This window comes from Streptomyces sp. NBC_00597 (genome assembly GCF_041431095.1).
Taxonomy (GTDB): domain Bacteria; phylum Actinomycetota; class Actinomycetes; order Streptomycetales; family Streptomycetaceae; genus Streptomyces.
In genome coordinates, this window is sequence record NZ_CP107757.1 from 6,318,348 (window position 1) to 6,340,245 (window position 21,898).

19 protein-coding genes are annotated in these 21,898 nt (G+C 72.3%); 14 read left to right on the top strand and 5 right to left on the bottom strand.

The window, feature by feature from the left end; translation table 11 throughout:
• Positions 1-44 precede the first annotated feature (44 nt).
• From OG974_RS28935 to gatB, 8 genes are all read left to right on the top strand, one after another.
• Entirely contained in the window at positions 45-734 is a 690-nt protein-coding gene (locus tag OG974_RS28935; protein ID WP_327278696.1) for an SDR family oxidoreductase, read from the top strand.
• Complete coding sequence (locus OG974_RS28940) at positions 731-1,714, top strand: methionine synthase (RefSeq protein WP_327278697.1); 984 nt, start codon at positions 731-733, stop codon at positions 1,712-1,714. Before OG974_RS28935 ends, OG974_RS28940 begins: the two co-directional genes overlap by 4 nt.
• Positions 1,715-1,745: 31 nt before the next feature.
• Positions 1,746-3,959, top strand: a complete 2,214-nt coding sequence (ligA, locus tag OG974_RS28945) for an NAD-dependent DNA ligase LigA (protein ID WP_328763777.1) — start codon at positions 1,746-1,748, stop codon at positions 3,957-3,959.
• A 407-nt stretch (positions 3,960-4,366) separates the two neighbouring features.
• Positions 4,367-6,565, top strand: coding sequence for a putative bifunctional diguanylate cyclase/phosphodiesterase (locus tag OG974_RS28950; protein ID WP_371644905.1), 2,199 nt, complete (start codon positions 4,367-4,369; stop codon positions 6,563-6,565).
• Between the two features lie 338 nt (positions 6,566-6,903).
• Positions 6,904-7,200, top strand: a complete 297-nt coding sequence (gene gatC / locus OG974_RS28955) for an Asp-tRNA(Asn)/Glu-tRNA(Gln) amidotransferase subunit GatC (RefSeq protein ID WP_007266718.1) — start codon at positions 6,904-6,906, stop codon at positions 7,198-7,200.
• Between the two features lie 5 nt (positions 7,201-7,205).
• Complete coding sequence (gene gatA, locus OG974_RS28960) at positions 7,206-8,702, top strand: Asp-tRNA(Asn)/Glu-tRNA(Gln) amidotransferase subunit GatA (protein WP_371644907.1); 1,497 nt, start codon at positions 7,206-7,208, stop codon at positions 8,700-8,702.
• Positions 8,703-8,764: 62 nt separating this feature from the next.
• Positions 8,765-8,944 (top strand): hypothetical protein, encoded by a 180-nt coding sequence (locus OG974_RS28965; protein WP_229345000.1) that lies wholly within the window; start codon positions 8,765-8,767, stop codon positions 8,942-8,944.
• A 16-nt stretch (positions 8,945-8,960) separates the two neighbouring features.
• A complete protein-coding gene (gene gatB / locus OG974_RS28970; RefSeq protein ID WP_328763779.1) occupies positions 8,961-10,472 on the top strand; it encodes an Asp-tRNA(Asn)/Glu-tRNA(Gln) amidotransferase subunit GatB in 1,512 nt (503 codons plus the stop codon).
• A gap of 74 nt (positions 10,473-10,546) precedes the next feature.
• Here the strand turns inward: gatB and OG974_RS28975 are convergent, their stop codons facing one another.
• The 3 genes from OG974_RS28975 to OG974_RS28985 form a co-directional block, all read right to left on the bottom strand.
• A complete protein-coding gene (locus OG974_RS28975; protein WP_371644910.1) occupies positions 10,547-12,385 on the bottom strand; it encodes a protein kinase in 1,839 nt (612 codons plus the stop codon).
• Positions 12,386-12,458: 73 nt separating this feature from the next.
• Complete coding sequence (locus tag OG974_RS28980) at positions 12,459-13,058, bottom strand: GNAT family N-acetyltransferase (RefSeq protein ID WP_371644912.1); 600 nt, start codon at positions 13,056-13,058, stop codon at positions 12,459-12,461.
• Positions 13,055-15,142: a penicillin acylase family protein gene (locus OG974_RS28985; RefSeq protein WP_371644913.1), complete on the bottom strand. Its 2,088-nt coding sequence runs from the start codon at positions 15,140-15,142 to the stop codon at positions 13,055-13,057. The genes OG974_RS28980 and OG974_RS28985 overlap by 4 nt, the downstream gene beginning before the upstream one ends.
• 69 nt (positions 15,143-15,211) lie before the next feature.
• Between OG974_RS28985 and OG974_RS28990 the strand changes: the two genes are divergently transcribed.
• Positions 15,212-15,946 carry a siderophore-interacting protein gene (locus OG974_RS28990; RefSeq protein ID WP_327278703.1) on the top strand — a complete coding sequence of 245 codons (735 nt, stop codon included), beginning with the start codon at positions 15,212-15,214 and terminating at the stop codon, positions 15,944-15,946.
• Between the two features lie 2 nt (positions 15,947-15,948).
• Here OG974_RS28990 and OG974_RS28995 read toward each other — a convergent pair whose 3' ends face one another.
• Positions 15,949-16,449, bottom strand: a complete 501-nt coding sequence (locus tag OG974_RS28995) for a DinB family protein (RefSeq protein WP_327278704.1) — start codon at positions 16,447-16,449, stop codon at positions 15,949-15,951.
• Between the two features lie 35 nt (positions 16,450-16,484).
• Positions 16,485-17,282 (bottom strand): GNAT family N-acetyltransferase, encoded by a 798-nt coding sequence (locus OG974_RS29000; RefSeq protein ID WP_327285797.1) that lies wholly within the window; start codon positions 17,280-17,282, stop codon positions 16,485-16,487.
• Positions 17,283-17,342: 60 nt separating this feature from the next.
• On the opposite strand from OG974_RS29000, the gene OG974_RS29005 reads away from it, so the two are divergent.
• The 5 genes from OG974_RS29005 (at position 17,343) to OG974_RS29025 (ending at position 21,838) form a co-directional block, all read left to right on the top strand.
• Positions 17,343-17,732 carry a signal peptidase I gene (locus OG974_RS29005; protein WP_328763783.1) on the top strand — a complete coding sequence of 130 codons (390 nt, stop codon included), beginning with the start codon at positions 17,343-17,345 and terminating at the stop codon, positions 17,730-17,732.
• A gap of 208 nt (positions 17,733-17,940) precedes the next feature.
• A complete protein-coding gene (locus tag OG974_RS29010; protein WP_327278705.1) occupies positions 17,941-20,190 on the top strand; it encodes an MMPL family transporter in 2,250 nt (749 codons plus the stop codon).
• 39 nt (positions 20,191-20,229) lie between these two features.
• The gene (locus OG974_RS29015) at positions 20,230-20,784 is read left to right on the top strand and encodes a GNAT family protein (RefSeq protein WP_327278706.1); all 555 of its coding nucleotides are present in this window, start codon (positions 20,230-20,232) and stop codon (positions 20,782-20,784) included.
• Between the two features lie 103 nt (positions 20,785-20,887).
• Positions 20,888-21,481: a hypothetical protein gene (locus OG974_RS29020; protein WP_371644916.1), complete on the top strand. Its 594-nt coding sequence runs from the start codon at positions 20,888-20,890 to the stop codon at positions 21,479-21,481.
• Between the two features lie 189 nt (positions 21,482-21,670).
• Positions 21,671-21,838 carry a hypothetical protein gene (locus tag OG974_RS29025; RefSeq protein WP_327278708.1) on the top strand — a complete coding sequence of 56 codons (168 nt, stop codon included), beginning with the start codon at positions 21,671-21,673 and terminating at the stop codon, positions 21,836-21,838.
• The last annotated feature ends 60 nt before the right edge of the window (positions 21,839-21,898 follow it).

Here is a 21,898-nt window from a genome sequence, read left to right on the forward strand (position 1 = left end):
GGCAGTGCCCCGTCCGGTGCCCGCGACCTGCGAGCATGGGGCGCATGGCTACTCACCTGATCACCGGTGCCGGCGCAGGCATCGGCGCCGCCGTCGCCGCGCGCCTCCACGCGCGCGGCGACGACCTCGTCCTCCTCGCCCGCGACGCCGCCCGCGGCAAGCAGCTCGTCGAGCGTTACCCCGGCTCCCGCGCGCTCGTCGGGGACCTCGCCGACCCCGACCGGCTGTCCTGGGCCTTCTCCAAGCAGGCCGTCCCCGAGCGGATCGACTCGCTCCTGCACATCGCCGGGATCGTCGACCTCGGCCCCGTCGGCGAGCTGCGCCCCAAGACCTGGCACCAGCAGCTCAACGTGAACCTGATCGCCCCCGCCGAGGTCACCCGTCTGCTGTTGCCCACCCTGCGCGCCTCGAAGGCCACCGTCGTCTTCGTGAACTCCGGCGCGGGCCTCGCCGCCCACGCCGACTGGAGCGCGTACGCCGCCTCCAAGCACGGTCTCAAGGCCCTGGCCGACTCGCTGCGCGCCGAGGAGAAGCAGAACGGCATCCGGGTCACTTCCGTCTATCCGGGGCGCACCGCGACCGCCATGCAGGCCAAGGTCCACTCCCAGGAGGGCAAGGAGTACGACCCGGCCGACTGGATCGACCCCGAATCCGTGGCCACCACGATCGTGATGGCCGTCGACCTGCCGCGCGACGCCGAGGTCAACGACCTCACCGTGAGGCCGGGCCGATGACCGCCTCGGCCACCGGTGTCGGCTCCCTCCCCGGCGGCGACGCCCGCGAGGCCGCCAAGACCGCCACGGGGTCCTTCGAGCAGTTCCCGTACCTCCCCGAGCTGCCCGCCCGCGGACCCGGCGCGGACATGATCGGCCGCTCCCTCGGGCTGCTCGTCGACATGTACGCCCACGTCGAGCCCAGCGGCTGGCGGATCAGCGATCGCCCCGGCCGCGACACGCGGCGCGCCCGGTCCTGGCTCGGCGAGGACCTCGACGCCCTGGAGGAGTTCACCCAGGGGTACCAGGGGAAGCTCAAGGTCCAGGCCGTCGGACCGTGGACGCTGGCCACCGCCCTGGAACTGCACGGCGGCGAGGCCGTGCTGCAGGACGCCGGTGCCTGCCGCGACCTGGCCGGATCGCTCGCGGAGGGCTTGCGCGAGCACCTGGCCGACGTCCGCAAGCGCATCCCCGGCGCCGAGATCGTGCTCCAGCTCGACGAGCCGTCGCTGACCGCGGTGCTGCTGGGGCGCGTGCGGTCCGCGAGCAAGTACCGCACGTACCGGGCCGTCGACCGGCAGGTCGTCGAGGCCGCCCTGCGCGAGCTGTTCGCCGTCCACGACGGGGAGGTCGTCGTCCACTCCTGCGCCCCCGAGGTGCCCTTCGGGCTGCTCCGGCGGGCGGGCGCCACGGGGGTGTCGTTCGATTTCTCCTTGCTCACCGAGCGCGAGGACGACGCCATCGGCGAGGCCGTGGAAAGCGGCACGAAACTCTTCGCCGGAGTGGTACCGGGCACCGACGCCCCATTGTCAGACCCGGCCGGTAGCGTCATGGGTGTCAGGAAGCTTTGGCGCAGGCTGGGGCTGGCTCCGGGGACTCTCGCCGAGTCCGTCGTGGTCACCCCGGCGTGCGGTCTGGCGGGCGCCTCGCCCGCCTACGCCCGCGCGGCGCAGGCGCACTGCGTCAGGGCGGCGAGGTCGCTCGCCGACAACCCTGAGTGACGAAACAGTCGGGCCACGGGAGGACAAGGGCATGGCAGCCGAACAGAAGCAGGCCGGCGACGGCACGGCCGCACCGGCGGCGGTGCGCGAACAGCACGCGCTGCTGGCCGAGCAGGTCGAGGAGCACCGCTTCCGGTACTACGTGAGCGACCAGCCGGTCGTCAGCGATGCCGAGTTCGACCAGCTGCTGCGCTCGCTGGAGGCGCTGGAGGAGCAGTACCCGGAGCTGCGCACGCCCGATTCGCCCACCCAGAAGGTGGCCGGGGCGTACGAGACGGACTTCGCGTCCGTCGAGCACCGCGAGCGCATGCTCTCCCTCGACAACGCCTTCGACGACGAGGAGTTGGCGGCCTGGGCCGACCGGGTGGTCCGCGACGTCAACACCCCCGATTTCCACTACCTGTGCGAGCTCAAGGTGGACGGCCTCGCCGTCAACCTCACCTACGAGAAGGGCCGCCTCACCCGGGCCGCCACCCGCGGCGACGGCCGCACCGGCGAGGACATCACGCCCAACGTCCGCACCATCGCGGACATCCCCGACCGCCTCAAGGGCGACCGGATCCCGGATCTGGTCGAGATCCGCGGCGAGGTCTTCTTCCCGATGGAGAAGTTCGAGGAGCTCAACGCCCGGCTCGTCGAGGCCGGCGACAAGCCCTTCGCCAACCCGCGCAACGCGGCGGCCGGTTCGCTGCGCCAGAAGGACCCGAAGGTCACCGCCACCCGCCCGCTGCACATGGTGGTGCACGGCATCGGCGCCCGCCAGGGCTTCGACATCGACAAGCTCAGCCACGCGTACGAGCTGCTCAGCGAATGGGGCCTGCCCACGGCCCGACACAACAAGGCGGTGTCCTCGCTCGCGGAGGTCCGCGAGTTCATCGCCTACTTCGGCGAGAACCGGCACTCCGTGGAGCACGAGATCGACGGCGTCGTCGTCAAGCTCGACGAGATCCCGCTCCAGGGCCGCCTGGGGTCCACGGCCCGCGCCCCGCGCTGGGCGATCGCCTGGAAGTACGCCCCGGAAGAGGTCAACAGCAAGCTGATCGACATCAAGGTCGGCGTCGGCCGCACCGGTCGCGTGACCCCGTACGCGCAGGTGGAGCCGGTGACGGTGGCCGGCTCGGAGGTCGAGTTCGCGACCTTGCACAACCAGGAGGTCGTCAAGGCCAAGGGCGTGCTCATCGGGGACACCGTCGTCCTGCGCAAGGCCGGCGACGTCATCCCCGAGATCCTCGGCCCGGTGGTCGACCTGCGCGACGGCACCGAGCGGGAGTTCGTCATGCCGGCCGAGTGCCCCGAGTGCGGCACGGCGCTGCGGCCGATGAAGGAGGGCGACATCGACCTCCGTTGCCCCAACGCGCAGACCTGTCCCGCCCAGTTGCGCGAGCGGCTGTTCTACCTGGCCGGCCGCCAGTGCCTGGACATCGAGAACTTCGGCGCGGTGGCCGCGGCCGCGCTCACCAACCCGCTGGAGCCGGCGCAGCCGCCGATGCTCGACGAGGGCGACCTGTTCAGCCTCACCATCGAGCAGTTGCTGCCCATCAAGGCGTACGTCCTCGACGGCGACAGCGGGCTGCCCAAGCACGACCCGAAGACCGGCGAGGAGAAGATCGTCACGGTCTTCGCCAACCAGAAGGGCGAGCCGAAGAAGAACGCCCTGGCCATGCTGGAGAACATCGCGGCCGCCAAGGACCGCCCGCTGGCCCGCTTCATCAACGGCCTGTCGATCCGTCACGTGGGCCCCGTCGCGGCGGAGACCCTGGCCCGCGAGTTCCGCTCCGTCGAACGGATCGAGCAGGCCACCGAGGAGGAGCTCGCCACCACCGAAGGCGTCGGGCCGATCATCGCGGCGGCGGTCAAGGAGTGGTTCGCCGTCGACTGGCACCAGGAAATCCTGCGCAAGTGGCGGGCGGCCGGGGTGCGCATGGAGGAGGAGGGTTCCGGCGAAGAGGAGGGTCCGCGCCCGCTGGAGGGCCTGACCGTCGTCGTCACCGGCACTTTGCAGAGCCACACCCGGGACGGTGCGAAGGAGGCCCTGCAGAGCCGCGGCGCCAAGGTGACGGGGTCCGTCTCGAAGAAGACCTCCTTCGTCGTGGTCGGTGAGAACCCGGGCTCCAAGTACGACAAGGCCGTGCAGTTGAAGCTGGCCGTCCTCGATGACGCGGGCTTCGCGGTCCTCCTGGAACAGGGCCCCGACGCGGCGCGCGAGGCGGCGCTCCCGCTGGACGACAGCACCGCAACGGAGTAACACCCTCCCGTAAACGAGGGCGACACGGCAGTACTCGTACCGGGGGAGTAGCGAAGGCGAACGGATGCGTGGCATGCGGCCGTACGGGCGGGCGCACGCCAGGCGCAACGCCCGGTGGTAAAAGGCCGGTACAGGGCTATTCGCCGGGCGGTGACCTGTCGGATCATCGGACGGGTGACCCGGGGGTCCTGGTCCAAACTCACCCGTTCGGCGGATACCGTACTGATGAGGATGGCTGGGTCGCATTCGGGCAACCGCCGCCGACCGCTGCCCCTGGGAGCCTCTCGCGTCCTACTGTTGAGGGGGGCGCCTGTCGTGCACGGCTGCGTGATGCGCTCCCAGCCGTGATGGCATGACATCGGGGCCATCGCGTGGCATCGGCATTGCCGGCTGTGAGAGGGACGGGCATGAAACCCACCGAAAGCGCCGACCCGTCACCTGATGTCGGCGGGGAGATCCCGTCCATGCGGACGGGCCGGCTCGGAGTCCTGGGATCCAGGACGCCGGACACCCACCCGCTCGACGGCGGCACGGGATCGGGACGAGCGGCGCAGCGCACCGTGCTGCCCGTCGTCATCGTGGGCGTGTCCGCCGTGGTCCTCGCGGCCGGCATCGTCTCCGCGCTGAGTGACCGTCACGCCCTGTTCCCCGGCGGCCCGGTCGGCTGGGCGCTCGCCCTCCTGACCGGCATCATCGTCGGCCACCTGGTCGCGCTGGGCCGCGACCGCTGGTGGGGCGGCACCGGATCGGGCGCAGCCCTCACCCTCGGCGTGCTCGTCCTGTACGGGTGGGTGCCCGCGGGACTCGTCTCGCTCGCGGTGGTGTCCCTCGTCGGGGCCGCGCGCCGGCACCGCTGGCGCCAGGGACTGCTGCACGGCGCCACCGACATCCTCGGCATCGGCGCGGGAGCCCTCGTACTCGCCGCGTTCGGCGAGGCGCCGACCGTGGAGACCCCGTGGCGGCCCACCACCTGGGGGCTGGAGGCGGCCCCCGAGATCGTCCTGGTGGCCCTCGCCTACCTGCTGGTCACCAAGGTGCTGCTGTGGCTCGCGCTGACCCCGCGCGGCGGGGCACTGCCCACCGTCGCCCGCACGGCACTGCTCCGACAGGCGTTAGTAGCCGTCGCCCTGCTCGGCATCGCCCCGCTGATCTGCGTGGTCGCCGTGACGCAGCCGGTGCTGCTGCCGCTGTTCGCCGTACCGCTGATCGCCCTGGACTCCACCCTGTGGATCGCCCGGGCGCGCGCCGAGGAGCAGCTGCGCGATCCGCTTACGGGGCTGCCGAACCGCCAGTGGCTGCTGGAGCGGGCCTGGTCCGCCCTGGACGAGGCTGAACGGTTGGGCACCCGGTCAGCTCTTGTGTTGATCGACCTGGACCGGTTCCGTGCGGTCAACGACACGCTGGGCCACCTCGCCGGCGACCGGCTGCTGCTCCAGATCGCCGACCGGCTCCGCCAGGCCCTGCCCGAGGACGCCGAAGCCGCCCGACTCGGCGGCGACGAGTTCGCCGTGCTCCTGCCCGTCGCGGACTCCACCACCAGCGCCCAGCGGGTCGCCCGCCACCTCGTCGCAGAGCTCAGCTCACCCCTCGACCTGGACGGCCTCACCCTCGTCCTGGAGGCCAGCGCCGGCCTCGCCGTCTTCCCCGACCACGCGCTGGACGCGGAGGGGCTGCTGCGCCGCGCCGACGTCGCCATGTACCAGGCCAAGCGCGACCGCACCGGCGTGGAGGTCTACGAGTCCAAGCGGGACAGCAACACTCCCGACCGGCTCGGCCTGCTCGGCGATCTGCGCCGGGCCCTCGACGCCGGCGAAGTGGAGCTCCACTACCAGCCCAAGGTCCGCTTCGACGGCCAGGTGGCAGGGCTCGAAGCCCTGGTGCGCTGGGTCCACCCGGAGCGCGGCCGGGTGTCGCCGGACGAGTTCATCGCGATCGCCGAGACGTCGGGCCTGATGCCCCACCTCACCGAGTACGTGCTGGAGACGGCCCTCGCCCAGGTGGCGCGCTGGCGGGCGCAGGGCCTGAAGGTCCCGGTGGCCGTCAACGTGTCGCCGCGCGACGTCCACACGCCCGGCTTCGCGGGCGCCGTCGCGGCCCGGCTGGCCCGGCACGGGGTGCCGGCCAGCGGTCTCCAGCTGGAGATAACGGAACACGTCCTGCTGGAGGACCCGCAGCGGGCCGCCGACACCATGGCGGGCCTGACCGGTCACGGCGTGAAGATGTCGCTCGACGACTTCGGCACGGGCTACTCCTCGCTGGTGCACCTGCGGCGACTGCCGGTCAGCGAGCTGAAGATCGACCGCTCGTTCGTGGCGCGGCTCGCGGTGGACGCGCAGGACGCGGAGATCGTCCGCTGCACCGTCGACCTGGCGCACTCGCTGGGGCTGCTCGTCGTCGCCGAGGGCGTGGAGGACGACGAGACCTGGGAGCGCTTGCGCGACCTGGGCTGCGACGCCGTCCAGGGCTGGCTCGTCGCGGCCGCCATGCCCCCGCAGGAGGCCACGGCCTGGTTGCTGGCCCGCGGCGAACGCGGCTGGCGCCGCCCGGCGGACATCACGGCGGAACTGGCGGCCTCCCCGGCCCCGGCGGAGACCCCGGCCCAGTAAGCCGATCGCCGGTCCGGCGACCCCGGCGCCGCCGGTGCGGCGACCCGGCCGCCGCCGGTCCGGCGACCCGGCGCCGCCGGGCCCGGACGTGCCGGACCCCGCCGGCGGTGGTCGGGGCCTTCCGTCCCGGGTCAGGGCCTTCCGTCCCGGGTCCGGGTCCGGGCCGGCCGTCCGGGGTCCGGGGCCTGCCCCGGGAAACGGAGAAGGGGCGGGGCGGGGAGAGGGCCCGCGCAGCGGTCCCGTGAGCGCCCCGGGGGAAACGGTTTCGTGGGTCCGGGGCCCCGCCCCATAGGATTGGGCACGAAACTACACACTCACCACCCCCAGAGGATCGCTGCATGCCTGGCATCACGCGCGAGGAGGTCGCCCACCTCGCTCGGCTGGCACGTCTGGAACTGAAGAGCGAAGAGCTCGACCACTTCGCCGGACAGCTCGACGACATCATCGGCGCGGTCGCCCGCGTTTCCGAGGTCGCCGACCAAGACGTCCCGCCGACCTCCCACCCGCTGCCGCTGACGAACGTCATGCGCGCGGACGAGGTCCGACCGTCGCTCACCCCCGAGCAGGCGCTTTCCGGCGCTCCCGCCCAGGAGCAGCAGCGTTTCAAGGTGCCGCAGATCCTGGGGGAGGACTAACAACCATGACTGACCAGATCATCAAGCTCACGGCCGCACAGACCGCCGAGAAGATCGCCTCCGGCGAGCTCACGGCCGTCGAGGTCACCGAGGCCCACCTGGCCCGCATCGACGCGACCGACGAGAAGGTGCACGCCTTCCTGCACGTCGACCGCGAGGGCGCCCTCGCCCAGGCGCGCGCCGTCGACGCCAAGCGCGAGCGCGGCGAGGAGCTGGGCCCGCTGGCCGGCGTCCCGCTCGCCCTCAAGGACATCTTCACCACCGTCGGGGTCCCGACCACCGTCGGTTCGAAGATCCTCGAAGGCTGGATCCCGCCGTACGACGCCACCCTGACGCGCAAGCTCAAGGAAGCCGACGTCGTCATCCTCGGCAAGACCAACATGGACGAGTTCGCCATGGGGTCCTCCACCGAGAACAGCGCGTACGGGCCCACCGGCAACCCCTGGGACCTCACCCGCATCCCCGGCGGCTCCGGCGGCGGCTCCGCGGCCGCGCTGGCCGCCTTCCAGGCGCCCCTCGCGATCGGCACGGACACCGGCGGTTCGATCCGCCAGCCCGCCGCCGTCACCGGCACCGTCGGCGTGAAGCCCACGTACGGCGGTGTCTCCCGCTACGGCATGGTCGCCTTCTCCTCCTCCCTCGACCAGGGCGGACCCTGCGCCCGTACGGTCCTGGACGCGGCGCTCCTCCACGAGGTCATCGCCGGCCACGACCCGCTGGACTCCACCTCCATCGACGCCCCGGTCCCGCCGGTCGTCGAGGCGGCCCGCAACGGCTCCGTCGCCGGCATGCGCATCGGTGTCGTCAAGCAGTTCGCCGGTGAGGGCTACCAGGCCGGTGTCGTCCAGCGCTTCAACGAGTCGGTCGAGCTCCTCAAGGAGCTGGGCGCCGAGATCGTCGAGCTGGACTGCCCCTCCTTCGACCTCGCGATGGCCGCGTACTACCTGATCGCGCCGTCCGAGTGCTCCTCGAACCTGGCCCGCTTCGATGCCATGCGCTACGGCCTGCGCGTCGGCGACGACGGCACGAAGTCCGCCGAGGACGTCACCGCCCTGACCCGCGAAGCCGGCTTCGGCGACGAGGTCAAGCGCCGCATCATCCTCGGCACGTACGCGCTGAGCTCCGGCTACTACGACGCGTACTACGGCTCCGCCCAGAAGGTCCGCACGCTCATCACCAAGGACTTCGAGAAGTCCTTCGAGCAGGTCGACGTGATCGTCTCCCCGACGACCCCGACCACCGCCTTCGCCATCGGTGAGCGCACCGACGACCCGCTCGCCATGTACCTCGCGGACCTGTGCACCATCCCGACCAACCTGGCAGGCAACTCCGCCATGTCGCTGCCCTGCGGCCTGGCGCCGGAGGACGGCCTGCCGGTCGGCCTCCAGATCATCGCCCCCGCGATGAAGGACGACCGGCTGTACATGGTCGGCGCCGCCGTAGAGGCCGCCTTCGTCGCACGCTGGGGTCACCCGCTGCTTGAGGAGGCACCGTCCCTGTGAGCACCAGTGCACTGTCCAAGGCCAAGGGCTTCAAGAAGTCCAAGACCGGCACGTACCTGTCGATGGGCACCACCGCCTTCGGTGCCCTAGGCGTGATCAAGCAGGTCAAGAAGGCCCGCACCGAGCACGACACGCTGAAGCTCGTCGACGCCGTCGTGTCCGCCGCCGCCATCGTCACCGGCCTCGCGATCCTGTACCGCGAGCTGAAGCGCCTGGGCGACGACGACGTCCTGCTGGGCTGAGAGGGAAAGTTTCACCGTGACCACCTTCACCGAACTGCTGTCGTACGAGGACGCTCTCGCCTCGTTCGACCCCGTCATGGGCCTTGAGGTCCATGTCGAGCTCGGCACCAAGACCAAGATGTTCTGCGGCTGCTCGACCGAGCTGGGCGCCGAGCCCAACTCGCAGACCTGCCCCACCTGCCTCGGTCTGCCCGGCTCGCTGCCCGTCGTCAACGCGATCGGCATCGAGTCCGCCATCAAGATCGGCCTCGCGCTCAACTGCGAGATCGCCGAGTGGTGCCGCTTCGCCCGGAAGAACTACTTCTATCCGGACATGCCGAAGAACTTCCAGACCTCCCAGTACGACGAGCCGATCGCCTTCAACGGCTTCCTCGACGTGCAGCTGGAGGACGGCGAGATCTTCCGCGTGGAGATCGAGCGCGCCCACATGGAGGAGGACACCGGCAAGTCGCTGCACGTCGGCGGCGCCACCGGCCGTATCCACGGCGCGTCCCACTCCCTGCTCGACTACAACCGCGCCGGCATCCCGCTCATCGAGATCGTCACCAAGCCGATCGAGGGCGCGGGCGAGCGGGCACCCGAGGTCGCCAAGGCGTACGTCGCCGAGCTGCGCGAGGTCATCAAGGCCCTCGGCGTCTCCGAGGCCCGCATGGACAAGGGCCAGATGCGCTGCGACGTGAACCTGTCGCTGCGCCCGACCCCCGAGTCCGAGTTCGGCACCCGCAGCGAGACGAAGAACGTCAACTCGCTGCGCTCCGTCGAGCGCGCGGCCCGCTTCGAGATCCAGCGCCACGCGGCCGTGCTGTCGTCCGGCGGCACGATCGTGCAGGAGACCCGGCACTTCCACGAGGAGGACGGCTCCACCACCGCCGGCCGCATCAAGGACAACGCCGAGGACTACCGGTACTTCCCGGAGCCCGACCTGGTCCCCGTCGCCCCGGCCCGCGACTGGGTCGAGGAACTGCGCGGCGGCCTGCCCGAGATGCCGCGCGTGCGCCGCAACCGGCTCCGCGAGGAGTGGGGCGTCAGCGAGCACGACATGCAGTCGATCCTCAACGCGGGCGCGGTGGACTCCATCGTCGCCACGATCGAGGCGGGTGCCGACTCGACCGCCGCGCGCAAGTGGTGGATGGGCGAGCTGGCCCGCAACGCCAACGAGCAGGGTGTCGTCGTCGACGAGCTGCCGATCACCCCGGCTCAGGTCGCACGCGTCGCGGCCCTGGTCGCGGCCGGCGAGCTGAACGACAAGCTGGCCCGCCAGGTCCTGGAGGGCGTCCTCGGCGGCGAGGGCACCCCGGACGAGGTCGTCGAGAAGCGCGGCCTGAAGGTCGTCTCGGACGAGGGCGCGCTCGGCGCGGCCGTGGACGAGGCCATCGCGGGCAACGCGGCCATCGCGGACAAGATCCGCGGCGGCAAGATCGCAGCCGTGGGCGCACTGGTCGGCGCGGTCATGAAGACCACCCGCGGCCAGGCCGACGCGGCCCGGGTCAAGGAGCTCATCCTGGAGCGCCTGGGCGTCTCCGAGTAGCAGCACCCTGCGTACACGGGCGGCCCCGCACCGGCATCCGGTGCGGGGCCGCCGCGCGTCCCGCCCCGCTCGGCTCAGCGGGTGAGCTGCGGGGCGGCGATGACGACGGTGCCGTTGTCGCAGCCCATGTCCACCTTGACGCGCAGCCGCAGGGCGTCGGTCACGTCCACCGACTTCGTGGCCGGCTTGCCGAGTTCGACGAGCTCGGAGAAGGCCGCGGGCTTCCCGTCGAGGGAGATGCTGACGCGTCCCTTCTCGTGCGTGGAGCCGTCGTCGATCCCGGCGGTGAACTCCAGGTGCTTCCATTCGCGGTTGAGGTCGAACTCGGTGATCGCCTCGTCGTTGCAGTCGGGGTTCGCGATGAACGCCGCCCCGTACTGCTTGGTGTTGATCTTCGCGGCTCCGACGGTGAAGTTGCCCAGCCCCGCGATGGGCGTCAGTTGGGTCAGGTCGGCGGCCTTGATGTCCGCCGCGACGCGGCCCGGCTGGGTACCGCTGGCGGTGGGGTCGGGAGTCGCCCCGGCGTCCGAACTCCCGCTCCCGCTCCCGCTCTCGCTCTCGCTCGGTGAGGGAGTGGGCGTCGGGGACTCCTCCTCCGGTGAGGCCGAGTCGGAGGCGGAGCTGCCGGCCTTGCCGCCCGAGGCCTGGTCGTCGCCCTTGTCCTTGTCCAGCAGCCGTACGCCGAGCACGGCGAGCGCCGCGATGACCAGGACGGTGGCCACCGAACCCAGGACGAGCCCGGCCCGCCGCTTCTTCGACGCGGCGGGCCCCGGGGGCGGGGACTCGTGCAGCGGGTACGTCGGCCCGTACCCGGCGGGCACGTGCTCCGGCTGGGGCTGCAACTGGGGCTGCGGCTGCGGCTGCGGCTGGGCGTCCTGGGCCGGCGGGGGCGGGGAGTGGACGGGCGTGGGGACCGGGGTGTGGAACGGCGGCGGGCCCGCGGGCTGCGGCGGCACCACGGGCTGCTGCGGTACCGGCGCCGGGACCGCGTCCTGTACCACCCGCTGCGAGGTCGAGGAGGTCGTGGACACGACGGCGTGCCGTACGTCCTTCATCCAGCCGGCCAGGCTGACGGGCCGCTGCACCGGATCGCCCGCGTAGACGGCGGTGATCCGCTCGCGCCGCTCGGCGTCCAGTACCGCGATCTGCGGCAGCGCCGCCATCGCCCGGGCCAGCTGTTCCGGGGAGTTGGGCGGCGATTCGCCGCTCAGCAGGAAGTACGCGATGGCCCCGAAGGCGTAGCGGTCGGCCGCCGGGGTGCGCTTGCCGTCGAAGACCTCGGGAGCCGCGTACCCCGGGGTGAACCACACCTCGGCCGTCTGGTGGTCGGCGGTCAGCTTGCTGAGCCCGAAGTCCACCAGGGTGGCCTGACCGTGACCGTCCACCATCACGTTGCCTGGTGACAGGTCACCGTGGATCACCTGACGCCCGGACGGGGTGGCCTTCCCGGAGTGCAGCCAGTCCAGGACGTCGGCCAGCTGCTCCAGCGTCCGCATCACCTCGCGCCGCTCGGCGGCGGTGGCGAGGTTCCGTTCGGCGCGCCAGTCGCGCAGGTCGAGCCCGTCGACGTGGTTCATCACGAGGACGAGGGCCCGCCCGGTCAGCGTCCCGGACTCCCCCGACCGGTGGATCGGCGGCCCCTCGAAGTGCTCCCGGACGCCGACGACGCCCGGGCGGTGCACGAAGCGCAGGAGCTCGGCCTGCTCGTTCCACTTGCGGCTGATCCGGTCGAACTCGTCGGGCGTCATGGTCGTCTTGGAGTCGAGCACCTTGACGACCACCGGTTCGCCGCCACCCGCGAGCTCGATCTCCGCGAGATAGAGAACGGCCTCCCCGCCGCGCCCGATCGACCGGAGCAGCCGGTACCGGTCTGCTGCCGCATCCGGCCCGATGTGCAGATTCTGGCTGGTCAATTTCCCCCCAGCGCCGATGCTTTGAGTGGGCATCAGTTTGGCGTGGCCGGAATCACACGGTCAATCGGAACGGTCAGTTTGCCCCGGGGCGGAAGAAGGCGAGGCGGGCCTTCTTCGCCGGCAGGTGGACCTCGGGCAGGTCGATCTCCGGGAGCTCGACCTCCGGGCCGAGCACGAAGCCGCTGCGCACCAGACGGGTGATGGCCTTCTCGTTGCGGGCGTCGGGCTCCGCGACCACCCGGCGGGTGCTCTCCTGCGAGACGACGTAGGAGAGGAAGGCCCCGATCAGGCCCGCGCTGAAGCCGCGTTCGGCCGCACCCCGCGTCGGGCCGACCAGGAGGTGCACGCCGGTGTCGCCGGGCTGCACCTCGTAGCACTCGCTGACCCGGTCCTCGGCGCAGTCGTACGACTGGAACAGCGCGACCGGCTCACCGTCGCGGCGCGCCAGGAACGCGTGGTGGGTGGTGCGGCGGTCGACGTCCTCGTAGATCTGCTGGACGAGTTCGACGCTGGCCTCGCCCATGCCCCAGAAGCGGGCCCGCTCCTCGGTGACCCAGGAGTGGATCAGTGCGGCGTCGGCGGCCGGGTCGACGGGGGTGAGGGTGACCGTGCCGACGCCCTCGACGCGCTGGGAGTACACGGGCTGCCGGGTGGAGGCGCTGTTGCCGGTCATACGCGTTCCTTCGTGAGGAGGGCCCAGTCGGTGACGACCGGGACGAGTTCGCACCGCGCCCAGAACGGGAGCTGGTCGCGGTGGTGGGGCGATCCGCTCACGCCGTCCGCACCGAGCGGGACCGCCCAGAGGCTGTCCTCGCGGCGGGCGAGGTCCCACACGTAGCGGGCCGCTGACGCGCGGGCGGTGAGATCGGTGAAACCGGGCACGGTGGAGGTGGCGTTCACGCAGTCGTGGTCGCCGCCGAGGCCGGGCCACTGCGCGTCCGGGTCGGGGAGCGCCGACCAGGGCGCGAGGCGGTGCACCTGCGACCACGGGGTGTCGGGGGCGTCCGCCGCGGCGGTCTCCTCCAGGGCGGCGCGTACGTGGGCCGCCCGGTCGAGGGCGGGCAGCAGGGCGGTGGCCAGCAGGCCCTCCAGGGCGTAGCCGACGCGGGGGACCAGGTACAGCCAGGGATGGAACACCTCGGGGCCGGACGGCGCCCCGGCCAGGCCCGCGAGGGCGGGATCGGCGGCGAAACGGCGCACGACCCCGGCCCGGAACGCCGAGAAGACGGTCGCGTCGGTGCTCTCCGCGGCCATGTGCCGGTCCCAGGCGAGCAGCCGGGTCCGCAGCGCCTGCGCCGCGGGGGACAGGCCGTCGAGCCCGGGCAGCAGGGCCAACAGCGGCGCGGCCGAGGCCAGGTACGTGTCCCGGTGCACGTCCGCCATCGCCTTCGGGGACCAGTGCGCCGATCCGGAGAGCAACTCGCGGATGCGGTCGGCGCGGTGCGGGGGCGCGAACTCCACGCCGAGCGGCGAGGCGATGCCGCGCGCATTGGCCATGACGGCGAAGCCCTGCACGGGCTCGGCGGGGGTCTCGGCCCAGCCCTGCCAGGCGTACTGCGGATCCCAAGCGGGTACGGGGCGCAGCCGGTTGGCCCGGTGGCGCAGCGGGACCGCGCCCGCCACGCGGTGCAGCAGGCCGCCCTCGGAGTCGGCGGCGTGGACGACGTTGACGGGCTCGGCCCAACCGTCGAGGGCGCGGTCGATGTCCGCGACGGTGCGGGCGCGCAGCAGGGCGGGCAGTACGGCGAAGCCGAGGTCGTGGCGGACGCGGGGCGGATAGCGGAGCGAGAGGGTCTGGTCCGCGGTGCCGCCGTGGGTGATCACCGGGCCGCGGGCGGTCTCCACCACCTCCACCTCGACCGGGTCGGCGCCGGCGACGGCGATGGTCTCGGTGTGCCGGTGGACGGGCTCCCAGACGCCGTCGGGGCCCAGGGCCTCGACGTCGTCGCCCCGGCCGGCGGGGCGCAGCTGCTCGGCGTACAGGTCCTGGTAGTCGGCCATGGCGTTGGTGATCGCCCAGGCAGCGGTGCCGGTGTGCCCGAAGTGGCCGAGGCCCGGGATGCCGGGGACGGCCAGGCCGAGCACGTCGTACTCGGGGCAGGAGAGTCGGATCTGCTGGTAGACGCCCGGGTCTTCGATGAACCGGTGCGGGTCGCCCGCGATGATCGCCGAGCCGGTGTCGGTCCGGTCGCCCGGGACCAGCCAGCCGTTGCTGCCGGCGGTTGCGGGGCCGTCGGTGGCGAACAGGGTGACGGCCTCGTCGCCGAGGGCGCGGGCCACGCGCTCGCGCCACAGCTTCGTGGCGAACCCGGCGAAGAGGATGTGGGTGGCGATCCAGATGCCGAGCGGAACCCAAGGCTCCCAGGGGGTCGGGGTGTGGCCGGTGCGCGCGAACCGTTCGTCGCGGGCGGCGCCCCGGGCCAGCCCGTCGTTGACGCCGTCCACGTACGCCCGGACCCAGGCGGCGGTTTCGGGGTCGAGCGCCTCGTGGCAGCGGCGTGCGGTGTCGGCGAGGCGGGACTGGCGGGCGAACCGGTCCCAGGCGACGGAGTCCGGGCCGAGGAAGGCGGCGCTGGAACCCTGGGCGCGGTGGCGCTCGACCTCCAGCTGCCAGGCGCGGTCGAGGGCGGTGGCGCGGCCCTGGGCGTAGGCGAGGTGGTCGGCGTCGGGGGCGCGCAGGTGGGGGATGCCCCAGTCGTCCCGGTAGAGCTCGAAAGCGTCCGCGTCGGCCGCGTCGACGTTGGTCACAAGGCTCACACTCTTTCCCCAGTGCAATTAGGTTAGGCTGCCCTAACTATAGGGGTTCATGGGGAGGGGTGGTCGCACATGGCGGGCGTCGGCAAGGGATGGGAAGGCGTGGTCCTGCGGCTTCTGCGCGGGAAGGACTTCACGTTCACGGTCACGGGCGCCGAGAACGTCACGGAGCACTACCGCCGCGTGCACGTGACGGACGGCGGGCTGCTCGCCGCGGCCGGCGCATCGCTCCACCCGACGATGTGGGTGCGGCTGTGGTTCGACAACGCGGGCAAGCCGCACACCCGGGCCTACACCCTCGTCGACCCGGACCCGGCGCAGGGAACGTTCACCCTGGAGTTCGCCCTCCACGACGGCACCGCGAGCCGGTGGGCCCGCGCCGCGAAGCCGGGCGACACCATCGAAGCCACCGTCCAAGGGACCGGCTTCACCGCTCCGGCGCCCGAGCCGGAGCGGCTGCTGGTGATCGGCGACCCGGCTTCGGTCCCGGCGATCAACTCCCTGCTGGACGCCTACCCGCAGACCCCGGCGACGGTATGGCTGGAGACCCAGCACGCGTCGGACGCCGCCCTCCCGCTCCGGCTGGACCCGGCCCGGCACGACATCAGGGCGGTCGCCCGCTCGGGCCCCGCCCTGGTCGAACAGGTCAAGGCGCAGCTCCCGGAGCTCGTCACGGACCCGGCGTCGGCATACGTCTGGCTGGCCTGCGACACGGCGACGACCCGGACGCTGACGACTTACCTGCGCAAGGACCTGGCCCTGCCGAAGCAGCGCGTGAACGGCCTGGGCTACTGGCGGGCCGCCTGACGTCAGGCGCCCGTGACCCCGTCGATGGCCTCGCGCAGGAAGTCGGCGTGGCCGTTGTGACGGGCGTACTCGTGGATCAGGTGCAGCATGACGAGGCGCAGCGAGGCCTCCTCCTTCCAACTGGTCACGTACGCCGTCACGTCGAGCGACTCGGCGGCCGCCTCGATGCGGCGCGCGTGCGCGACCTCCGCCTCCCAAGCGGTGAACGCCTCCTCGCGCGTGGACCCGGAGGCGTCGTATGCGGCCTGGAAGTCGTGGTTGTCGGACCAGAGGTGGGGGAGCTCCTCACCGTTCAGGGTGCGGCGGAACCAGTGCCGCTCGACCTCGCCCATGTGCCGGACCAAGCCCAGCAGGGACAGTCCGGACGGCGGCATCGACGGCCGCCGCAACTCCTCGTCGGTGAGGCCCTCGCACTTCCAGGCCAGCGTGGCCCGGTGGTAGTCGAGGAATGCCCGCAGCGTCTCACGCTCGTCCCCGGTCAGGGGCGGTCCGATACGTTCCATCCCCCGATCTTGCCCGAACACGTGGACCCGCGCCCCTACTCCTGCCCCCTCCACACGTACGGCACCGTCGTGCCCAGCCTCTCGAAGCCCAGGCGCTGGAGGATCGGGCGGCTGTCCTGCGAGGCGTCCACCTGGAGGTAGGGGATGCCGCGGGCCGCCGCGATGCGGGCCCGGTGCGCGACCAGGAGGCGGTACAGACCCCGGCCCCGCCACCGGGGGAGGGTGCCGCCGCCCCAGAGGCCCGCGAAGGAGGAGCCCGGGCGCATCTCCATGCGGGCCGCGCTCACCGGCACGTCCCCGGCCATCGCCACCACCGCCGCGAGGGTCTGCGGCTCGTCCCGCAGCAGCGTGAGCAGCAGGTGCCGGATCTCGGGGCGCTCCACGCCGAAGGCCTTCGCGTGCACGTCCATCATCAGGTCCACGCCCGCCCCGTCCGTCACCGCCCGCAGCGTGATCCCCTCCGGCGGCTCTACCGGCAGCGCGGCGAGCTCCTGAGCCCGGCCCACCAGCAGGGTCTCGGCCGGCTCCGGTACGAAGCCCGCCGCGCGCAGCCGGTCCCCGAGGTCGGCCGGCCGGTCGTGGTCGTACAGCTTCCACTCGAACCTGCCGGCCCCGCGCCCCGCGAAGTACGCGACCTGCGCCGCGATCTCCGCATCCGCCGTCCCCTCGTCGAGGTCCGACCAGAGGACGGCGTTCCACCCGGGCCCCTCCGCGCTCTGCCGGACGACCGCCCCGACCCGCTCCACCCGGGTCTGCGCGGTGTCCGGCGGTGCGTCGCGGCGCATCTCCCGGTCGTAGGCGGCCCGTACCTTCACCAGTTCGTCCGGATCCATCGTCATCGGGCCAGCTCACCAGCCATCCGCACGGCCGCACAACTGCATTAGCCTCGGCCCGTGAACGACGACTCCATCTACACCGGCAAGGCCGCCCCGGACGCGGCCACCGACCGCGGCTGGCTCCTCGGCCACTTCAAGGACCCCGGCGATCCGCGCCACAGCACGGACGTGGAGATCAAGTGGGGAGTCCACCCGAAGGGCGACGAGCGGGCCCAGTGGGTACGGGGAGAGGAACGCACCGCGCTCCAGGTGCTGATCAGCGGCCGCTTCCGGCTGGAGTTCCCCGGCCGGACCGTGGTCCTCGCCGAACAGGGGGACTACGTCGTCTGGGGCCGCGGCGTCGACCACTCCTGGTACGCGGAGGAGGATGCGGTGGTCCTCACCGTCAGGTGGCCCTCCGTCGCGGGCTACCGGGCGGACGGGCCGACCGGCCCGTCGGACGGATGACCTCGGTCCCGTACTACCCTTCGCCCCTGTGACGATGCACACGAAACGGGCCAACGATCACGAAACGCTGCGATCGTGACGCCGTAGACCATCTTGGCCGAGCCCCCGGGGCGATCCCCCGGGCCGTCGGCCACGCCTTCACGAGTTCTAGCGTTCTTTGCGTCGGGCAGCTCCCGGTAAAGATCCGAACCACCAGGGAGCACGTCCGTTGGCAGTGATCGCACGGTGGTGCATGCGGCACCGACTGGTGGCCCTTCTCCTCTGGCTGCTCGCACTGGGCGGCACAGCCGTTGCCGCGGCGACCGCCGGATCGGCGTTCTCCAACGACTACGAGGTCTCCGGCACCGAGTCCAGCCGCGCCCACGCCCTCCTCCGCGAGGGCTTCCACGGCCAGGGCGGCGACACCGACACCATCGTCTGGCGGGCCCCGGACCATCAGACGGTCCGCTCTCCGGGTGTCGAGCAGCGGATGGCCCGGGCCCTCGACGCCGTCGCCGCGCTCCCCGGCGTCGGTTCGGTCGCAGGTCCCTACGGCCCCGGCCCCGAGAGCGCCGCGCAGATCAGCCCCGACGGGCGCACCGCCTACGCCGTGGTGACCTTCGACCGGCAGGCCGACTCCGTACCCAAGGCGCAGGCGAAGGCCGTCGTCGAGGCCGCGAAGAACCCCACCACCGAGGCGGACGGCCTCCGGGTCGAACTCGGCGGCCGAGCCATAGCCCTGACCGAGGCGCCCACGGCCCACGTCGCCGAGGTCATCGGCGTGGCCGTCGCGGCGTTGGTCCTCTTCCTCGCCTTCGGCTCGCTCGCCGCGAGCCTGCTGCCCATAGCCACCGCCCTCGTCAGTGTGGGCACCGCGTATTTCGGCATCACCCTCCTCGGGCACGCGATGCCCGTCGCCGACTTCGCCCCGATGCTGGGCACGCTCGTCGGACTCGGCGTGGGCATCGACTACGCGCTGTTCATCGTGACCCGGCACCGCAAGGGCCTCATGCGCGGCCTGCCGGTCCAGGAGGCCGCCGAGCGGGCCGTCGCCACCACCGGCCGGGCCGTCGTCTTCGCCGGGGCAACCGTCTGCATCGCACTGCTCGGCATGCTGGTGCTGCGGCTGAACTTCCTGAACGGCGTCGCGATCGCCGCCTCCCTCACGGTGGTGCTGACGGTGGCCGCCTCGGTCACGCTGCTGCCGGCCCTCCTCTCGTACATCGGCATGCACGCCCTCTCGCGCCGCGAGCGGCGCAGGCTCGCCGCCGAGGGGCCGAGGCCCGAGACGCCCACCGGGCTCGCCGCCCGCTGGTCGGCCTTCGTGGAGCGCCGCCCCAAGCTGCTCGGCCTCGTCGCCACGCTGGTCATGGTGGTGCTGGCGCTGCCCACCTTCTCGCTCCACCTGGGCACCTCGGACCAGGGAAACAACCCGGCGGGTTCCACCACCCGACAGGCCTACGACCTCCTCGCCGACGGGTTCGGGCCCGGTGTGAACGGCCCGCTCACCGTCGTGGCCCGCCTCGACGGCGCCGGGGACCGGCTCGCCGTCGAGCACCTCACCGGGGCGCTCCGTACGACCGACGGCGTCGCCGCCACCGGCCCGGCCGTGTTCAACCGCAGCGGGGACACCGCCGTCCTGACCGTCGTACCGGACTCCGCTCCGCAGTCCCGGGCCACGAGCGAGCTGGTCACGACGTTGCGCGAGAGCGTCATACCGGGCGCTGCGCACGGCAACTCCATGACCGTCCACGTCGGCGGTGTGACCGCCGGATACGACGACTTCGCCGACGTCATCGTCGGGAAACTGCCGCTGTTCGTCGGGGTGGTGATCACCCTCGGCTGTGTCCTGCTGTTGCTGGCCTTCCGGTCCCTCGGCATCCCGCTCAAGGCGGCCGCCATGAACGTCGCGGCCGTCGCCTCCTCCTTCGGCGTCGTCGTCGCGATCTTCCAGTGGGGCTGGGGCAGCGAGCTGCTGGGCCTGGGCAGCGCCGGCCCGATCGAGCCCTTCCTGCCGGTGATCATGGTGTCGGTCCTGTTCGGGCTGTCCATGGACTACCAGGTGTTCCTGGTCAGCCGGATGTACGAGGAGTGGCTGGAGACCGGCGACAACCGGCGGGCCGTCCGCGTCGGCCTCGCCGAGACCAGCCGGGTGATCAACTCGGCGGCCGTCATCATGATCTCCGTCTTCCTGGCCTTCGTCCTCAGCGGCGACCGCATCATCGCGATGTTCGGCATCGCGCTCGCCTCGGCCGTGGCGCTCGACGCGTTCGTCCTGCGCACCCTGCTCGTCCCGGCGCTGATGCACCTGCTCGGCGGCGCCAACTGGTGGCTCCCCGCCTGGCTGGACCGCCGACTGCCCAAGATCAGCATCGAGCCCCCGGAGTGCGGTCCGCGTGCGACACTTCCCGCGCAGCGACCCGGCGCGGACTCCGTCACGAGCGAGGACGGCGCCGAGCCCGCCACAGCATCCCGGTGATCCGGCAACCCGCCGCATGAGACCCAAGGAAGAACCCGCATGTTCTCGATAGACCTCGCCGACGACGCCCAGCTCTTCCCGCTGGAGGTGTGGCACGCCGAGGAGTTCCTCGCGCACATGGACCGAGGCCGCGGGTTCATCGGCGAGCACATCGTCCTGGCCGACGTCGTCACCGACCTCGACTCGGCGCGCGGCTTCCTCTCCGCGTACGCCCACAAGACGGCCGCCGACGGCGGGCGGATCTACGGCATCCGCGTCGCGGGCACCCTCGTCGGCGGCGTCCTCTTCCGCACCTTCGACGCCGCATCCGGCAACTGCGAGGTCGGCTGCTGGCTGGAGCCCGCGGCCGCCGGCCGGGGCCTGGTGACCCGGGCCTGCCGCGTCCTGATCGACTGGGCCTTCCAAGAGCGCGGCATGCACCGGGCCGAGTGGCACGCCTCTTCCGCCAACAAGAAGAGCCTCGCCGTCGCGGAGCGCCTCGGCATGACCCGCGAGGGCGTCCTGCGCGAGAGCTACCCCCACCACGGCGTCCGCCAGGACACCGAGATCTGGGCGGTCCTCGCCCACGAGTGGCCGCCTGCTCCCACCGCCTGACACCACCCGCCGCGGCCCCCCTCCGGGGCCCGCGGCAGACCCGGTCCGACCAGGTCGGCGCCTTCTCAGGAACCTCTCAGACAAGCCGCCTACGGTGCCCCGCATGGACACCACGAAGACCGCCGACCCGACCGCGCCCGAGGCGGACACCGCCGAGCCCCAGGCCGCCGACGCCGCCGAGGCCAATGCCGACATCAAGGACACCGCCGCGGAGACCGCCGAGGCCCCCGAGTCCGCCCCCTCCGACGAGGACCTCGGCGAGGACGACCTCCTCGACGAGCTCGACGACAGCGGTGAGCAGTCCGACGGCGTCGGCGCCGCGGCCTCCGCAGTCGTCGCGGCCGGCCTCGGGCTCGTCGCCCTCAGTGGCAGCTGGGTATCGCGCGTCTTCGCGGAGCGACAGACCCTCGTGGGCCAGATCGAATCGGTCAACGCCGCCACCACCGAGGCCAAGATCGAGGCCCTGTACGGCGACGCCTGGCACATGACCGCCCTCGTCAACGGCGTCCTGTCCACCCTCGCCCTGCTCCTCGCCGTCTTCGTGCTGGCCCGCCCCGCCTTCGGCGCCCCCGGCCGCACCCTCCCGACCTGGGTCCGCGCCGTCTCCTGGGCCGCCGTCGCACTCGGCGCCCTGGGCGTACTGCTCTTCGGCCTCATGTACTTCGACATCCTGGCTCCCCTCCCGAAGGCCGCCTAGGACCTCCGCCCGCCTGCCTAGGACCCCCTCCTAGGCACTCCCGGCCCCACCCGCACACCTGCGGCCCCGGCCTAAGGCCCCCTGCCCCGGACAGATGCGGCATGCGCCCGATGTGCCGGCACCCCCTGGGCCGCGAATCTTGGATCACACCGAACGAGGTGCCCGAGAAACGCGAAGCCAGGAGTCGAGATGTTCCAGTACGAGATCGCCACCGCCCGCAGCGCCGAACTCATCCGCGAGGCCAACGAGTACCGCCTGGTCCGCGAGGCCACCAAGGCGCGCCGCACCTCCTGGCGCAGCCAGGAACCCGAAGGGCCGGTGAGCGGGCAGCGGAGCCGCTTCACCCGCGCCGCGTGACCCGCGCCGCGAAGCGTGCGGACTGACGCGTGATGAGAAGCGCACCGATAACGAGTGCCG

Excerpts from the sequence above, each read along its gene's own strand:
- OG974_RS28935 (WP_327278696.1), top strand. The coding sequence starts at position 45 with ATGGCTACTCACCTGATCACCGGTGCCGGCGCAGGCATCGGCGCCGCC.
- OG974_RS28940 (WP_327278697.1), top strand. The coding sequence starts at position 731 with ATGACCGCCTCGGCCACCGGTGTCGGCTCCCTCCCCGGCGGCGACGCC.
- ligA (WP_328763777.1), top strand. The coding sequence starts at position 1,746 with ATGGCAGCCGAACAGAAGCAGGCCGGCGACGGCACGGCCGCACCGGCG.
- OG974_RS28950 (WP_371644905.1), top strand. The coding sequence starts at position 4,367 with ATGAAACCCACCGAAAGCGCCGACCCGTCACCTGATGTCGGCGGGGAG.
- gatC (WP_007266718.1), top strand. The coding sequence starts at position 6,904 with ATGCCTGGCATCACGCGCGAGGAGGTCGCCCACCTCGCTCGGCTGGCA.
- gatA (WP_371644907.1), top strand. The coding sequence starts at position 7,206 with ATGACTGACCAGATCATCAAGCTCACGGCCGCACAGACCGCCGAGAAG.
- OG974_RS28965 (WP_229345000.1), top strand. The coding sequence starts at position 8,765 with ATGGGCACCACCGCCTTCGGTGCCCTAGGCGTGATCAAGCAGGTCAAG.
- OG974_RS28980 (WP_371644912.1), bottom strand. The coding sequence starts at position 13,058 with ATGACCGGCAACAGCGCCTCCACCCGGCAGCCCGTGTACTCCCAGCGC.
- OG974_RS28990 (WP_327278703.1), top strand. The coding sequence starts at position 15,212 with ATGGCGGGCGTCGGCAAGGGATGGGAAGGCGTGGTCCTGCGGCTTCTG.
- OG974_RS28995 (WP_327278704.1), bottom strand. The coding sequence starts at position 16,449 with ATGGAACGTATCGGACCGCCCCTGACCGGGGACGAGCGTGAGACGCTG.
- OG974_RS29000 (WP_327285797.1), bottom strand. The coding sequence starts at position 17,282 with ATGGATCCGGACGAACTGGTGAAGGTACGGGCCGCCTACGACCGGGAG.
- OG974_RS29015 (WP_327278706.1), top strand. The coding sequence starts at position 20,230 with ATGTTCTCGATAGACCTCGCCGACGACGCCCAGCTCTTCCCGCTGGAG.
- OG974_RS29020 (WP_371644916.1), top strand. The coding sequence starts at position 20,888 with ATGGACACCACGAAGACCGCCGACCCGACCGCGCCCGAGGCGGACACC.
- OG974_RS29025 (WP_327278708.1), top strand. The coding sequence starts at position 21,671 with ATGTTCCAGTACGAGATCGCCACCGCCCGCAGCGCCGAACTCATCCGC.